Annotated in this window: 13 protein-coding genes and 1 pseudogene; 6 read left to right on the top strand and 8 right to left on the bottom strand. The window is 72.2% G+C overall.

Features of this window, described 5'->3' with window-relative positions; genetic code table 11:
* The first annotated feature begins 6 nt into the window (after window positions 1-6).
* Both AC0VYN_RS34980 and AC0VYN_RS34975 read left to right on the top strand, forming a co-directional pair.
* Complete coding sequence (locus AC0VYN_RS34980; protein ID WP_475534195.1) at window positions 7-1689, top strand: sensor histidine kinase; 1683 nt, start codon at window positions 7-9, stop codon at window positions 1687-1689.
* Between the two features lie 123 nt (window positions 1690-1812).
* A complete protein-coding gene (locus AC0VYN_RS34975; protein ID WP_475534194.1) occupies window positions 1813-2862 on the top strand; it encodes a M23 family metallopeptidase in 1050 nt (349 codons plus the stop codon).
* A 36-nt stretch (window positions 2863-2898) separates the two neighbouring features.
* Here the strand turns inward: AC0VYN_RS34975 and AC0VYN_RS34970 are convergent, their stop codons facing one another.
* The 5 genes and pseudogenes from AC0VYN_RS34970 to AC0VYN_RS34950 all read right to left on the bottom strand — a co-directional run.
* Complete coding sequence (locus AC0VYN_RS34970) at window positions 2899-3783, bottom strand: Cof-type HAD-IIB family hydrolase (RefSeq protein WP_475534193.1); 885 nt, start codon at window positions 3781-3783, stop codon at window positions 2899-2901.
* Between the two features lie 48 nt (window positions 3784-3831).
* Window positions 3832-4737 (bottom strand): LLM class flavin-dependent oxidoreductase, encoded by a 906-nt coding sequence (locus AC0VYN_RS34965; RefSeq protein WP_475534192.1) that lies wholly within the window; start codon window positions 4735-4737, stop codon window positions 3832-3834.
* Window positions 4738-4831: 94 nt separating this feature from the next.
* Window positions 4832-5395, bottom strand: a complete 564-nt coding sequence (locus AC0VYN_RS34960; protein WP_475534191.1) for an RNA 2'-phosphotransferase — start codon at window positions 5393-5395, stop codon at window positions 4832-4834.
* Window positions 5396-5507: 112 nt separating this feature from the next.
* The gene (locus AC0VYN_RS34955; RefSeq protein WP_475534190.1) at window positions 5508-7265 is read right to left on the bottom strand and encodes an SDR family oxidoreductase; all 1758 of its coding nucleotides are present in this window, start codon (window positions 7263-7265) and stop codon (window positions 5508-5510) included.
* Window positions 7262-7360 (bottom strand): annotated as a pseudogene (locus AC0VYN_RS34950) (M24 family metallopeptidase); the annotation flags it as partial. The gene AC0VYN_RS34955 and the pseudogene AC0VYN_RS34950, both read right to left, overlap by 4 nt.
* A 196-nt stretch (window positions 7361-7556) precedes the next feature.
* On the opposite strand from AC0VYN_RS34950, the gene AC0VYN_RS34945 reads away from it, so the two are divergent.
* The 4 genes from AC0VYN_RS34945 to AC0VYN_RS34930 are packed head-to-tail and all read left to right on the top strand — an operon-like array spanning window position 7557 to window position 11121.
* The gene (locus tag AC0VYN_RS34945; RefSeq protein WP_475537046.1) at window positions 7557-8519 is read left to right on the top strand and encodes an ABC transporter ATP-binding protein; all 963 of its coding nucleotides are present in this window, start codon (window positions 7557-7559) and stop codon (window positions 8517-8519) included.
* Entirely contained in the window at window positions 8509-9426 is a 918-nt protein-coding gene (locus tag AC0VYN_RS34940) for an ABC transporter permease (RefSeq protein ID WP_475534189.1), read from the top strand. The genes AC0VYN_RS34945 and AC0VYN_RS34940 overlap by 11 nt, the downstream gene beginning before the upstream one ends.
* A 52-nt stretch (window positions 9427-9478) precedes the next feature.
* Window positions 9479-10390 carry an ABC transporter ATP-binding protein gene (locus tag AC0VYN_RS34935; protein WP_385459194.1) on the top strand — a complete coding sequence of 304 codons (912 nt, stop codon included), beginning with the start codon at window positions 9479-9481 and terminating at the stop codon, window positions 10388-10390.
* 11 nt (window positions 10391-10401) lie between these two features.
* A complete protein-coding gene (locus tag AC0VYN_RS34930) occupies window positions 10402-11121 on the top strand; it encodes an ABC transporter permease subunit (protein WP_475534188.1) in 720 nt (239 codons plus the stop codon).
* Between the two features lie 300 nt (window positions 11122-11421).
* Here AC0VYN_RS34930 and AC0VYN_RS34925 read toward each other — a convergent pair whose 3' ends face one another.
* From AC0VYN_RS34925 to pheA, 3 genes are all read right to left on the bottom strand, one after another.
* Entirely contained in the window at window positions 11422-12240 is an 819-nt protein-coding gene (locus tag AC0VYN_RS34925; RefSeq protein ID WP_475534187.1) for an HAD family hydrolase, read from the bottom strand.
* Window positions 12237-13514 (bottom strand): serine--tRNA ligase, encoded by a 1278-nt coding sequence (gene serS / locus AC0VYN_RS34920; RefSeq protein ID WP_385459190.1) that lies wholly within the window; start codon window positions 13512-13514, stop codon window positions 12237-12239. Before serS ends, AC0VYN_RS34925 begins: the two co-directional genes overlap by 4 nt.
* Before the next feature lie 551 nt (window positions 13515-14065).
* A complete protein-coding gene (gene pheA, locus AC0VYN_RS34915) occupies window positions 14066-14998 on the bottom strand; it encodes a prephenate dehydratase (RefSeq protein ID WP_385459188.1) in 933 nt (310 codons plus the stop codon).
* Between the last annotated feature and the right edge of the window lie 69 nt (window positions 14999-15067).

Raw genomic sequence — 15067 nt, 5'->3', positions numbered from 1 at the left:
CGGTTCATGTCCGCAGCCCCGTCCCCCGGCCGTCCGCCTTCCCGCGACGGAGTGTCGGCCGAGCTCCTGGCGCGCGTGCCGAAGCTGCTGGAGGCGATGCGGTCGGTGGGCACCGGGCTGGAGCTGCACTCCACGCTGAACCGGATCTGCGAGACCGCGGCCGAGCTCGCGGACGCCCGGTACGCGGCCATCGGCGTCGTCGCGGAGGACGGCGACGGTCTCGCCGACTTCGTGCACCACGGCATCGACGAGGCGACCGTCCGCCGGATCGGGCACCTGCCCGACGGCCGCAAGGGCCTGCTGGGCGCCCTCGTCCGCGACCCCGAGCCGGTCCGGCTCACGGACCTGACCGGCGATCCGCGCTCCTGCGGCTTCCCCGAGCACCACCCGCCGATGCGCAGCTTCCTCGGGGTGCCCATCCGTGTGCAGGGGGAGATCTTCGGCAACCTCTACGTGACGGACAAGCGGGACGCCGAGTCGTTCGACGACTACGACCTGGCCATGGTCCGCGTCCTCGCCACGGAGGCGGGCATCGCCATCAGCAACGCGCGGCTGTACGAGTCCGCGCAGCAGCGGGAGCGGTGGATCGACGGCTCGGTCGCCGTGACCACCGCGCTGCTGTCCGGCGGCGACACCGACGACGCCCTCCAGGTCGTCGCCGAACAGGCCCGCCGGCTCTCCGGGGCGGCTGCCGGAATCGTGCTGCTGACCGCCGACGGGGGAGGCATGGAGATCGCGGCCGTCGCGGCGCCGCGCCCCACGGACGCGCTGGGCACGGTCGTCCCGCCGGACAACGGGGTGATCGCAGAACTCCGTGCCGGGCGAGCCGTGTTCGTCGACGACGCGGCCACCGACCCGCGACTGGACACCGGGCCGGTGCGGGCCTACGGACCGATCATGCTCCTGCCGCTGTGCAGCCACGGACGGATCCTCGGCAGCCTGGTCATGCCCCGGGCGCGGGGAGGGCACCCGTTCACGCGGACGGAGCGCGCGCTCGGCGGCCAGTTCGCCGCACAGGCCGCGCTGGCACTGATGATGGCCGACGCGCAGCGGGACCGGGAGCGGCTCGCCGTGTACGAGGACCGTGACCGCATCGCCCGTGACCTGCACGACCTCGTCATCCAGCGGCTGTTCGCCACGGGCATGATGCTGGAGAGCGCCCAGCGCGGACCGCTCGTGCCCGAGGTGCGCGACGGAGTGGGCAGGGCCGTCGGCGAACTCGACGTGACCATTCAGGAGATCCGCTCGGCGATCTTCGCGCTGCAGCAGCCCGCCGAGGCTCCCGCGGGGCTGCGCGCCCAGGTGCTGCGGGAGATCACCATGGCGTCCGCGCCGTTGGGCTTCACCCCCTCGTACCGCTTCGTCGGCCCGGTCGACGGCGCGGTCGGCGACCTGACCGGCAAGAACCTCGTCGCCGCCCTGCGCGAGGCGCTGTCCAACGCCTTCCGGCACGCCCGGGCCACGCGGATCGACGTGGTCGTCGACGCGGAGGTGACGCTGCCGGACGGGCGGCCGGGCGTCCGGCTGACCGTCGCGGACGACGGGGTCGGCATCCCCGAGGACGGCAGGCGCAGTGGCCTGCGCAATCTGGAGCGCCGCGCCGAGACGCTCGGTGGCGCGAGCCGCGTCGGACCCGGCCCGGAAGCGGACGGCCACGGGACGACGGTGCTGTGGGAGGCACCGTACTGAGGAGCCGTCAGGCGCGCGCTGACCCGTGTGCAGCAACGGCACTGGGCCGTGTGCAGCAATCGGTCCCCCTCCCGTACGACACGGACGGGATCGCGCGCCCGTGTCCGGGCCACGATCGCTGCCATGCTCTCACCTCGCCGCCGTCCGCTGCTCGTCCCGGTGGTGCTGTGCGCACTCGCCGTACTCGCCACCGGTCCGGCCGGAGCCACCGACGGGAGCGGCGGGTCCGGCACCGCCGCCGCGGCGCGGGTGGCACGGCTGTACGAGGAGGCCGCCAAGGCCACCGAACAGTACGAGCGGGGCCGGCGCGAGGCCGAGGCGCAGCGGTCCAGGGCCCGGCACTACGACGAACTGCTCGACCGGCAACGCCAGGAGGTCGTCGCCGTGCACGAGGACCTGGGCAGCATCGCCCGCGCCCAGTACCGCGGTGGAGGCGGCCTCCCGCTCACCGCGCGGATGGTCCTCGCCGACGACCCGGACGAGCTGATGCGCGGTCGGCACGCGCTGCGACGGGCCGACCTGGCCGTGGACAGGGCCCTCGGCCGGAGCCGGCGGGCCGAGGCCCGGTTCGCCGCCGAAGAGGCCCGGGCGACCGCGGCCCGGCAGGCACTGGAGAGACGGAACGGTGAGCTGGCGGCCCTCAGGAAGACGATCGAGCACAAGCTGCTGGCGGCACGGTCCCGGCCGGCGGGGGAGGCGAACGCGTCGGTGGCGGACGGCTCCTGCCCCGGCGCGGTCCGCCTGGACCAGCCGGAGCCGCGCTCCTCGCGGGCGTGGGTCGCACCGGTGGAGACGTACCGACTGTCGGCGTCCTTCGGCAGCGGCGGTGCGCGGTGGGCGAACCGCCACACCGGGCAGGACTTCGCCGTGCCGGTCGGGTCGCCGGTGCGGTCGGTCGGCGAGGGCCGGGTGGTGAGGGTGACGTGCGGAGGCGCCTTCGGCATGCAGGTCGTCGTGCGGCACCCGGGGGGCTACTGCACGCAGTACGCCCATCTCGCCGCCGTCTCGGTCCGCCGGGGCGAGCGGGTCGGACCGGGGCGGTGGATCGGGCAGTCGGGCAGCACCGGCAACTCCACCGGGCCGCACCTGCACTTCGAGGTGCGGGTCACACCGGAGCCGGGCTCGGCCGTGGACCCGGTGCCGTGGCTGAAAGAGCACGGGGTGCCGCTCTGAAGGGGCCGGCCGGCGGTCCCGTACGGGCCCCGCTCGTCACAGGGTCTGCGCCAGGATGCGCTCCACCACCACCGCGACCCCGTCGTCGTTGTTGGCGACCGTCCGGCCCGAGGCGGCGGCGATCACTTCCGGGTGCGCGTTGCCCATGGCGTACGAGCGCCCCGCCCAGGTGAGCATCTCGACGTCGTTCGGCATGTCGCCGAAGGCGACGACCTCCTCGTGCGAGATGCCGCGCTCGGCGCAGCACAGGGCCAGCGTGCTGGCCTTGGAGACCTCCGGGCCGCTGATCTCCAGCAGGGCACTGGGGCTGGACCGGGTGACGTTGGCGCGGTCGCCGATGGCGAGGCGGGCCAGCGTGAGGAAGGCGTCGGGCTCCAGTTCAGGATGGAAGGCCAGGATCTTGAGGACCGGCTCGGCCCCGTCGACCCCCGGCGCCAGCAGTTCCTCGGCGGGCGCGAGGGTGTCGGGCACCTCGATATGCAGCTTCGGGTACGCCGGCTCCTGATGGAAGCCGTAGGTCTGCTCCACCGCGTACACCGTGCCGGGGGCCGCGTCGCGCAGCAGCCGTACGGCGTCCAGCGCGTTCTCGCGGGCCAGCTCCCGGACCTTCACGAAACGATGGGCACCGGGGCCGCCGTGCAGGTCGACCACGGCCGCGCCGTTGCCGCAGATGGCGAGGCCGTGTCCGTGGACGTGCTCGCTGACGACGTCCATCCAGCGGGCGGGGCGGCCGGTGACGAAGAAGACCTCGATCCCCGCCTTCTCGGCGGCCGCCAGTGCCGCGACCGTGCGCGGGGAGACCGACTTGTCGTCGCGCAGCAGCGTGCCGTCCAGGTCGGTGGCGATCAGTCGCGGGCGCACGGCGGCGGCCGGGGTCTCGGGCTGTCGGGTCGCTGAGGTCACCCGGCCATTGTCACGCATATGCCCGCACGCCCGTGCGGGAGTCCGCACATCTGTGAGCCACGGCTCTCATCCCTGCAACTGCGCCGGGGCCTCCATGGCGATCCGCTCGAAGATCTTCTCGTCCGCCGTGAAGTCCGAGTCCGGGATGGGCCAGTGGACGACGAGCTCGGTGAAGCCCAGGTCGCGGTGGCGGCCGGCGAAGTCGACGAAGGCGTCCACGGACTCCAGCGGACGGCTGCGGTCCGGGGTGAAGCCGCTGAGCAGGACCTTGTCGAGCTCGCTGACCTCACGGCCGATCGCCGCGCAGGCGTCGGCCAGCTTGTCGGCCTGGGCTCGCAGCGCCCGGTCCGACTGCTCGGGGGTGCCGTTCTCGTACAGCTTCGGATCACCGGTGGTCACCCATGCCTGCCCGTACTGCGTGGCGAGCCGCACGCCTCGCGGGCCGGTCGCGGCCACCGCGAACGGCAGCCGGGGCCGCTGGACGCAGCCCGGGATGTTGCGCGCCTCGTGGGCCGAGTAGAAGTCGCCCTCGTACGACACGGCGTCCTCGGTGAGCAGCCGGTCGAGCAGCGGGAGGAACTCGCCGAACCGGTCGGCCCGCTCACGCGGCGTCCACGGCTCCTGGCCGAGCGCGGTGGCGTCGAAGCCGGTGCCGCCCGCTCCTATGCCGAGCGTGATGCGGCCGCCGGAGATGTCGTCGAGGGAGATGAGCTCCTTGGCCAGCGTCACCGGGTGCCGGAAGTTCGGCGAGGTGACCAGGGTGCCCAGACGCAGGCGCTCGGTCACGGCGGCGGCCGCCGTGAGCGTCGGCACGGCACCGAACCACGGCCCGTCACGGAAGCTCCGCCAGGACAGGTGGTCGTAGGTGTACGCGGTGTGGAAACCGAGCTGCTCGGCCCGGGTCCAGGCCGAACGGCCGCCTTCGTGCCAGCGGCGGTACGGAAGGATCACAGTGCTCAAGCGAAGGCTCATGCCTCCGAGCCTATGCGGCCGGTCCCTGTTTCACGTGAAACGGTCGTCGGCGTCACCGTGTGCGACTGGTCCCCCACCTCGCGATCGGATGGTGTCAGTGCGGGCCGGGGAAACGCAGATAGCGCGGAGGCACGGCCTTGGTCAGCCAGACCCCGTTCGCGCTGACGTGGAAGACGTGGCCGTCGTGGTGCATGGCGGCGGCGTCCACCGACAGGACGACCGGCCTGCCGCGTCGGGCGCCGACCCGGGTGGCGGTCTCCCGGTCCGGTGAGAGATGCACGTGGTTCCGGTTCATGGGGCGCAGGCCCTCGGCCCGGATCGCGTCGAGGGCGCGGGCCACGGTCCCGTGGTGGAGATACGCCGGCGGTTCCGCCGCGGGCAGTCCGAGCTCCACGTCGACGCTGTGGCCCTGGCTGGCCCGGATGCGGGTGCCCTCGACGGCGAACCGCCGCTTGTCGTTGGTGGCGACCACGTGGTCCAGCTCCTGCCGGGTGAAGCGGAAGCCGTGCGCGGCCGCCGCGGCGAGCAGCGCCTCGATCTCGACCCAGCCGGCCTCGTCGAGGGTGAGCCCGATGCGGTCCGGCTGGTGCCGTAGATGCTTCGACAGGTACTTGGACACCCGCACGGTGCGTCTGTCGTCCCTTTGTTCTTCGTCCATGCGACCAGCGTGCCGAGAGCGGCACGTGTCGCGCGAACGGTTTTGCCGCCCGAGGTGCGGTCCACGGCCGTACGAGGGTGTCCGCAGGCCCGTGGGGACGCTCCCGCGGCGGTTACAGCGGCGGCGACACCCGGGCGAGCCTGCGCAACGCCCCCGGCAGGTAGCGGGACGCGAGGTGGGCGCCGCGTGCCTCGGGTGTGACCGGGACGACGGCCCGGTCGTGCACCACGGCCTCAAGTATCGCGGCGGCGACCTTCTCCGGCGGGTAGTTGCGCTTCCCGTACCACCGGGCGGTGCGCTGCCGCCGTCGCCTCTCCTCGCTCGCGTCGACCCCGGCGAAGCGCGCCGTCGAGGTGATGTTGGTGTTGACGAGGCCCGGGCAGATCGCCGTGACGCCGATCCCCTGCCCGGCCAGTTCGGCACGCAGACACTCGCTGAGCATCAGCACGGCCGCCTTGGACGTGCTGTAGGCGGGCAGCACCCTGGAGGGCAGGAAGGCGGCCGCCGAGGCGGTGTTCACGATGTGGCCGCCCTGTCCCCGCTCCGCCATCTGCCGGCCGAAGAGGCGGCACCCGTGGATCACGCCCCACAGGTTGACGTCGAGGACCTTCTTCCAGTCCTCCGGCGTGGTGTCGAAGAAGGAGCCCGACAGGCCGATCCCGGCGTTGTTCACGAGGACGTCCACCACGCCGTACTCCGCGGCGACCCTGGCAGCGAGCTTCTCCATGGACTGCTCGTCGGACACGTCGGCGGTTTCCGCCCAGGCCTGCCGGGCGCCGAGCAGCCGTGACTGCTCCGCGGTGCGGGCCGCGGACGCGGCGTCCCGGTCGACGGCCACCACGCGAGCGCCGGCCTCGGCGAACGCGAACGCCGTCGCCCGGCCGATGCCGCTGCCCGCGCCCGTGACCAGGACCAGCTGACCGCCGAAGCGGTCGGCGTGCCTGCCGCCCGCCGTCGCCCCGGTCCGTCCGCCCTCGACCTCGGTGACGAACTCCGTGATCCAGTCCGCGAGCCGGTCGGGCCGGGTGCGCGGCACCCAGTGCTTGGCGGGCAGGGTGCGGCGGGTCAGCCGCGGCGCCCACCGTTCCAGTTCGTCGTAGAGCCGCTCCGAGAGGAACGCGTCGCCGAGGGGCGTGACGAGCTGGACGGGCACGTGCGCGTAGGCGTCCTCGCGCGGGTGCCGCAGCCGCGGCCGGACGTTGTCCCGGTACAGCCAGGCTCCGTGCGCGGCGTCCGACGGCAGGGACGCGGTCGGGTAGTCCCCGCCGGGCACCTTCTCCACGCGCCGCAGGATTCCCGGCCAGCGCTTGCCGAGCGGGCCGCGCCAGGCCAGTTCGGGCAGGACCGGTGTGTGCAGCAGGTAGACGTACCAGGACTTGGCGCCCTGGCCGAGGAGCTGGCCCACGCGGCGCGGGGTGGGCCGCCTGACCCGCCGGCCGATCCAGTGGCCGAAATGGTCGAGGGACGGCCCCGACATCGAGGTGAAGGACGCGATGCGGCCCTCGGTGCGCCTGACCGTGACGAACTCCCACGCCTGCACGGAGCCCCAGTCGTGACCCACCAGGTGCACGGGCCGGCCGGGGCTGACCGCGTCCGCAACGGCCAGGAAGTCGTCCGTCAGCTTCTCCAGCGTGAACCCGCCGCGCAGCGGGCTCGGCGCGCTGGACCGGCCGTGGCCCCGGACGTCGTAGAGCACCACGTGGAACCGGCCGGCGAGGCGGGCGGCCACCTCGGACCAGACCTCCTTGCTGTCCGGGTAACCGTGTACCAGGACGACCGTCGGCTGCCCCGGGTCACCCAGCTCGGCCACGCACAGCTCGACATCGCCCGAGCGCACCCGGCGCTCCCGTGCTCCGTCCGGAACCGTCATCTCTCCTCCGCCCAGCGCCGCACGTGCGGCAGATCGTCGTCCGGACGAACGGCTCTTCTCCCGGGACCCGCGGAGTCGGTGACGACCAGGAGATCCCCGTCCGTGACGCCGCCGAATCTCCCAGTTGTTAGACCCGGCGTCAATAGGGCCGGGGCGCGGCCCCCGGAACCCGGGCCGTGACCCTCAGGTACCGCATCCCCTACGGGCGGGTACTACTCGAGTCTGACCCGAAGACGGCTCTCCGGTCTGACGACCGGCGTGTCGGGCGTCACTACCGTCGTGGATGTGACTGTGATCGCGACCGAAAGCCTGAGCAAGCGGTTCCCCCGGGTGACCGCGCTCGACCGGCTCTCCGTGGACATCGGACCCGGTGTGACCGGACTCGTGGGCGCCAACGGCGCCGGCAAGTCCACCCTGATCAAGATCCTGCTGGGTCTGTCCCCCGCCACCGAGGGCCGGGCCCGGGTGCTCGGACTCGACGTCGCCACGCAGGGCGCCGACATCCGCGAGCGGGTCGGCTACATGCCGGAACACGACTGCCTGCCGCCCGACGTCTCGGCCACCGAGTTCGTCGTCCACATGGCGCGCATGTCCGGCCTGCCCCCGACCGCCGCGCGGGAACGGACCGCCGACACACTGCGCCACGTGGGGCTGTACGAGGAGCGCTACCGCCCCATCGGCGGCTACTCGACCGGCATGAAGCAGCGCGTGAAGCTCGCGCAGGCCCTCGTCCACGACCCGCAACTGGTCTTCCTGGACGAGCCGACCAACGGCCTCGACCCGGTCGGCCGCGACGAGATGCTCGGCCTCATCCGCCGCGTCCACACCGACTTCGGCATCTCGGTCCTCGTCACCTCCCACCTGCTCGGCGAACTGGAACGCACCTGCGACCACGTGGTCGTCGTCGACGGCGGCAAGCTGCTGCGCTCCAGCTCCACCACCGACTTCACCCAGACCACGACGACCCTCGCCATCGAGGTCACCGACACCGACGAGCACCCCGACGGCACCCGCGCGGCGCGCGACGCGCTCCACGCGCGCGGGGTGACCACCGAGGACGGCAGCGGCCTTCCCGGCGCCGGCCACACCCTGCTGCTCAGCGCGTCGGGCGAGGAGACGTACGACCTCGTCCGGGACGTCATCGCGGACCTCGGCCTGGGCCTGGTGCGCATGGAGCAGCGCAGGCACCACATCTCGGAGGTCTTCAAGGACAGCGACGCAGCACGGAAGGAGGAGGTCGGCCATGGCAACTGAACAGCCCCTGCCGGCACCCGCCACGGGGCCGGGCGACCAGACCCGCATCCACAACATCGGCTACCGCAGCTACGACGGCCCCCGCCTCGGCCGCGCCTACGCCCGCCGCTCCCTGTACTCGCAGTCCCTGCGCGGCGCCTACGGCCTCGGCCGCTCGGCCAAGTCCAAGGTCCTGCCGATGCTCCTGTTCGTGGTGATGTGCCTGCCCGCCGGCATCATGGTCGCCGTCGCCGTCGCCACCAAGGCCGACGACCTGCCCCTGGACTACACGCGCTACGCGATCGTCCTCCAGGCCGTCATCAGCCTCTACGTCGCCTCCCAGGCACCCCAGTCGGTCTCGCGCGACCTGCGCTTCAAGACAGTGCCGCTCTACTTCTCACGGCCCATCGAGACCGCCGACTACGTCCGCGCCAAGTACGCGGCCCTGGCCTCGGCGCTCTTCCTCCTCACCGCCGCCCCCCTGCTGGTGCTGTACGTGGGCGCCCTGCTCGCCAAGCTCGACTTCGCCGACCAGACCAAGGGATTCGCACAGGGACTCGTCTCCGTGGCACTGCTCTCGCTGCTCTTCGCCGGCCTCGGCCTGGTCATCGCCTCGGTCACGCCGCGCCGCGGCTTCGGCATCGCCGCCGTCATCGCCGTCCTGACCATCACCTACGGCGCGGTCTCCACCCTCCAGGCCATCGCGGAAGTCCAGGACAGCTCCGGCTCCATCGCCTGGATCGGCCTGTTCTCGCCGATCACCCTCATCGACGGCGTGCAGTCCGCCTTCCTGGGCGCCACGTCCTCCTTCCCCGGCGGGACCGGCCCCGGCACCGCGGAGGGCGCGGTCTACCTCCTCGTCACCCTGGGTCTGATCGCCGGTGCGTACGGGCTCCTGATGCGCCGTTACAAGAAGGTGGGACTGTGACCACGCCCCACCCGTCGGCCGCCACCACCCTCACGAGGAACGGGCTGCGCCCATGAGCACTCTCTCCATCGACCGCGTCTCCCGCTGGTTCGGCAACGTGGTCGCCGTCAACGACATCACGATGACGATCGGCCCCGGCGTCACCGGCCTGCTCGGCCCCAACGGAGCCGGGAAGTCCACCCTCATCAACATGATGGGCGGCTTCCTCGCCCCCTCCACCGGCACCGTCACCCTCGACGGGCAGCAGGTCTGGCGCAACGAGACCATCTACCGGCACATCGGCATCGTCCCCGAACGCGAGGCGATGTACGACTTCCTCACCGGCCGCGAGTTCGTCCTCGCCAACGCCGAACTCCACGGCCTGGGTGCCAAGGCCGCCCAGCAGGCCCTCGCCACGGTCGAGATGGAGTACGCGCAGGACCGCAGGATCGCCACGTACTCCAAGGGCATGCGGCAGCGCGTGAAGATGGCGTCCGCCCTCGTCCACCAGCCCTCCCTGCTCCTGCTCGACGAGCCGTTCAACGGCATGGACCCGCGCCAGCGCATGCAGCTGATGGACCTGCTGCGCCGCATGGGCGACGAGGGCCGCACGGTGCTGTTCTCCTCGCACATCCTCGAAGAGGTCGAACAGCTCGCCCGGCACATCGAGGTGATCGTCGCCGGACGCCACGCGGCCAGCGGCGACTTCCGCAGGATCCGCCGCCTGATGACCGACCGGCCGCACCGCTACCTGGTGCGCTCCAGCGACGACCGGGCCCTCGCGGCGGCGCTGATCGCCGACCCGTCGACGTCCGGCATCGAGGTCGACCTCGCCGAGGGCGCGCTGCGCGTCCAGGCCGTCGACTTCGGCCGGTTCACGGCCCTGCTGCCCCGGGTCGCCCGCGACCACGGCATCCGGCTGCTCACGGTCTCGCCGTCCGACGAGTCCCTCGAGTCCGTCTTCTCGTATCTCGTCGCGGCGTAGGAGGCCGAAGAATGTACGACCCCACAGTCGCCCGGCTCACCTACCGGGCCCTGCTCGGCCGCCGCCGGGCCCTCATCCTCGGGGCCCTCCCCCTGCTGCTGCTCGTCATCGCCGTGGCGGTGCGGGCCCTCGCCGGAGCCGACGACCAGACGGCCTCCGACGTGCTCGGCGGGTTCGCGCTCGCCACCATGGTGCCGATCATCGGCGTCATCGCCGGCACCGGAGCCATCGGCCCCGAGATCGACGACGGCTCGGTCGTGTACCTGCTGTCCAAGCCCGTCAAGCGGCCGACGATCATCTTCACCAAGCTGATCGTCGCCGTCGCCGTGACCATGGTGTTCTCCGCCGTGCCCACGCTGCTCGCCGGCCTGATCCTCAACGGCAACGGCCAGCAGGTCGCCGTCGCCTACACGATCGCCGCGCTGGTCGCCTCCATCGCCTACGCCGCGCTCTTCCTGCTGCTCGGCACGGTGTCCCGGCACGCGGTGGTCTTCGGGCTCGTCTACGCCCTCGTCTGGGAGGCCCTGTTCGGCTCCCTCGTGCCCGGCGCCCGCACCCTGAGCGTCCAGCAGTGGTCGCTGGCCGTGGCGCAGAAGGTCGCCGACGGGAACCTGGTGACCTCCGACGTGGGGCTGCCGACCGCGACGGTGCTGCTGGTCGCGGTCACCGTGCTCGCGACCTGGTACGCGGGCCGGAAGCTGCGGTCGCTGACGCTCGCCGGGGAGGAGTGACCGGGCCCCGGTCCTGACGGTGCGTTCGTCCCGGCCCCGGGTACACCGGGGCCGGGACGCCTTATTCGGTGGCGTCCGGTGTGCCGGGGCGGCAGTGTGATGCGTGCACGAGGCCGGCCGGCGCCGGCGCACGGGCGGCCGCTTCGAGCACGCGAGAGCCTCGCGTGGGCCGGCCGAGGGGACACCGGCGCCGGCCGGACCGTGCCACCGGGCCGTGACGGCATCGAGCCGTCATGGCACCGCGCCGTCATGGCGCAGCCGGCCACCGCACGGGTCCACCGTGGCCCACCGCCCGGGCCGTCAGAGCGCCAGCCGCTCCAGCACCGCGGCGATCCCGTCCTCGTCGTTCGAGTACGTCACCTCGTCGGCCACGGCCTTCAGCTCCGCGTGGGCGTTGGCCATCGCCACGCCCCGGGCGGCCCAGCCGAACATCGGGATGTCGTTGGGCATGTCGCCGAAGGCGATCGTGTCCGCCGCCTTGAGACCGAGCCGGCGCGCCGCCAGCGACAGCCCGGTGGCCTTCGACAGGCCGAGCGGGAGGAGCTCGACGACGCCCGCACCCGCCATGGTGACCGTGACGAAGCCGCCCGCGGTCTGCCGGGCCGCCTCGGCCAGCTCGTCGTCCGACAGGGTCGGGTGCTGGATGTAGATCTTGTTCAACGGTGCCGACCACAGGTCCGAGGCATCGGTGAACGGCACCGCCGGAAGGTCGCCCCCGACCGCGTACCCCGGGCCGACCAGCACGTCGCCGTCCAGCCCGTCGCGGCTCGCCGCCAGGTACAGCGGGCCGGTCTCCGCCTCGATCTTCGCCAGCGCCACCCCGGCCAGCTGCCGGTCCAGCGTCACCGAGGTCAGCAGCCGGTGCTCCCCGGCGTGGTAGACCTGCGCGCCCTGCCCGCAGACGGCCAGCCCGTCGTACCCGAGGTCGTCGAGTATGTGGCGGGTCCACGGCACCGCGCGGCCGGTGACCACGATGTGGGCCGCGCCCGCCGCGGTGGCCGCGGCGAGCGCCTCACGGGTGCGCTGCGAGATCGAGTCGTCGCTGCGCAGCAGCGTGCCGTCGAGGTCGGTCGCGATCAGCCGGTAGGGGAACCCCCCGGCGGAACCGGTGTCGCTCACTTGGCCACCGGCTCCAGGACCTCCCGGCCGCCCAGGTACGGGCGCAGCACCTCGGGCACGCGCACCGAGCCGTCGGCCTGCTGGTGGTTCTCCAGGATCGCCACGATCGTGCGCGGTACGGCGCACAGGGTGCCGTTGAGCGTCGCCAGCGGGCGCACCTTCTTGTCCTCGCGGACGCGGATCGACAGGCGGCGGGACTGGAACTCGGTGCAGTCCGAGGTCGAGGTCAGCTCGCGGTACTTGCCCTGGGTCGGGATCCACGCCTCGCAGTCGAACTTGCGCGAGGCGGAGGCGCCCAGGTCGGCGGAGGCGACGTCGATGACGCGGAAGGGCAGCTCGAGCGACGTCAGCCACTGCTTCTCCCACTCCAGCAGGCGCTGGTGCTCCGCCTGCGAGTCCTCGGGGAGGACGTAGGAGAACATCTCGACCTTGTCGAACTGGTGCACGCGGAAGATGCCCCGGGTGTCCTTGCCGTGCGAGCCCGCCTCGCGGCGGAAGCAGGGCGAGAAGCCGGCGTAGCGCAGCGGAAGCCGGGAGGCGTCGAGGATCTCGTCCATGTGGTACGCGGCGAGCGGCACCTCGGACGTGCCGACCAGGTACAGGTCGTCCTTGTCGAGGTGGTAGACGTCCTGGGCGGCCTGGCCGAGGAAGCCGGTGCCGGCCATGGACTGCGGGCGCACCAGCGCGGGGGTCAGCATCGGCGTGAAGCCGGCCGCCGTCGCCTGGGCGATCGCCGCGTTGACGAGGGCGAGCTCCAGGAGCGCGCCGACGCCGGTCAGGAAGTAGAAGCGCGAGCCGGACACCTTGGCGCCGCGCTCGACGTCGATGGCGCCGAGCAGCTGGCCCAGCTCCAGGTGGTCGCGGGGCTCGAAGCCCTCGGCCGCGAAGTCGCGGTGCGTGCCGTGCGTCTCCAGCGTGACGAAGTCCTCCTCGCCGCCGACGGGTACGTCGGGGTGGACGAGGTTGCCGAGCCGCTGGAGCAGCTCCTGGGTGTCGGCGTCGGCGGCGTCGCGATCGGCGTCGGCGGCCTTGACGTCGGCGGCGAGCCGGCTCGCGCGCTGCAGCAGCTCGGCCTTCTCGTCTCCGGTGGCCTTGCCGATGAGCTTGCCGAGGCCCTTCTGCTCGGCGCGCAGCTCGTCGAAGCGGACGCCGGACGACCTGCGCCGTTCGTCGGCAGACAGGAGGGAGTCGACGAGCGCGACGTCCTCTCCACGGGCGCGCTGCGACGCACGCACACGGTCGGGGTCCTCACGGAGCAGGCGAAGGTCAATCACGCGGTCAAGGCTACCGGTGCGCGGTGACGGCTCACGACTCACTATTGCCGACCGCGTTCCGCGCGCTCGGACAGGGGGGAAATGGTGCCTTGTGCTCCCTCCTGCCGCATCTGTCAATAAAGGGCGTCTCATTCCCTGGAACGATGCAGGCGGCGGGTGCCGGGTTGACCCGACTTCCTTGCGCTGAAGGGCACTTGGGGATTCGTCTGTCCACAGGGGGTGCGGGTCGGGGAAAGTTATCCACAGCCTGTGCGAAAGTTCTGTGGACTCCGGAAGTGATCATTCCTAATCGGGCATGTGTGGGCATGCGGGACGAGAATTTCCCGCGCCAAACTCCCTGCGTGCGCACTTTCGAGTGGAAAGGGGGCACTCCGGAGGGAGGAGGGCAAGAAACAGGTGAACGAGGGGTGACTTGACCCCCTGTGGACGAAGTGGGTGCCCGTAGGGTGATTTGTCGACCGAAGGGTGCTTCGTTGTCGACTTGTCCCCAGGTCGAGAAGTGGGCCTGTGGATAACTTCTGTGGATAACGAAAATCGGCAGGTACGACGGGTCAGAACCGGCCGTCCTGGCACCGCGCCACCCAGTCGGCCGCCGCGGTGAACTCCTCGTCCGAGGTTCCCCGCCGCAGCGGCGCCAGATCCGCCGCATCGACCTCCGCACGCGGATACGAGCCCAGGTAGCGCACCTGGAGGCAGATCCTCTTCAGGCCCATCAGAGCTTCGGCCACCCGTCGGTCGGAGATGTGCCCCTCGGCGTCGACGCAGAAGCAGTAGTTGCCGATGCCGGCGCCGGTGGGGCGGGACTGGAGCAGCATGAGGTTGATGCCCCGGGTGGCGAACTCGCCCAGCAGATCGCGCAGCCCGCCGGGGTGGTCGTCGCGCTGCCAGAGGACGACGGACGTCTTGTCCGCACCGGTGGGCGCCGCGGGCCGGGCGGGGCGGCCCACGAGCACGAACCGCGTCTGGGCGTTCTCCGCGTCGTGGATCTGGGACTCGAGGACCTCGAGGCCGTACCGCTCGGCGGCGAACTCGCCGGCGAAGGCGGCGTCGTACCGGCCCTCCTGCACGAGGCGGGCACCGTCGGCGTTGGAGGCGGCCGACTCCCAGGCCACGTCCGGCAGGTGCGCCTTGAGCCAGTTGCGCACCTGGGGCTGGGCGGCCGGGTGGGCGGTGACCGTCTTGATGTCCGACAGCTTCGTGCCGGGGCGGACCAGCAGCGCGAAGGTGATGGACAGCAGCACCTCGCGGTAGATCATCAGGGGCTGACCGGCGACCAGCTCGTCGAGGGTGGTGGTGATGCCGCCCTCGACGGAGTTCTCGATCGGCACGAACGCGGCCTCGGCCTCGCCGACGCGGACGGCGTCGAGCGCCGACTGGACGGACACGTAGGGGACCAGTTCCCGGGTCGCCGTCTCGGGAAGTGTGCGCAGGGCGACTTCGGTGAACGTGCCTTCGGGACCGAGATACGCGTAACTGGCGGGCATGAGCCTCACCTTAGTGGCCTCGCCGTAAGCCCAGCACGCTTCCCTGGCCCGCCACCCCACGGGATGACC

This window comes from Streptomyces sp. 63XJN7_1_ISO-PGPR-S23-121 (genome assembly GCF_056173025.1).
Note: the sequence above shows the minus strand (reverse complement) of the source record. Positions and strands in the feature narration are given on the sequence as shown.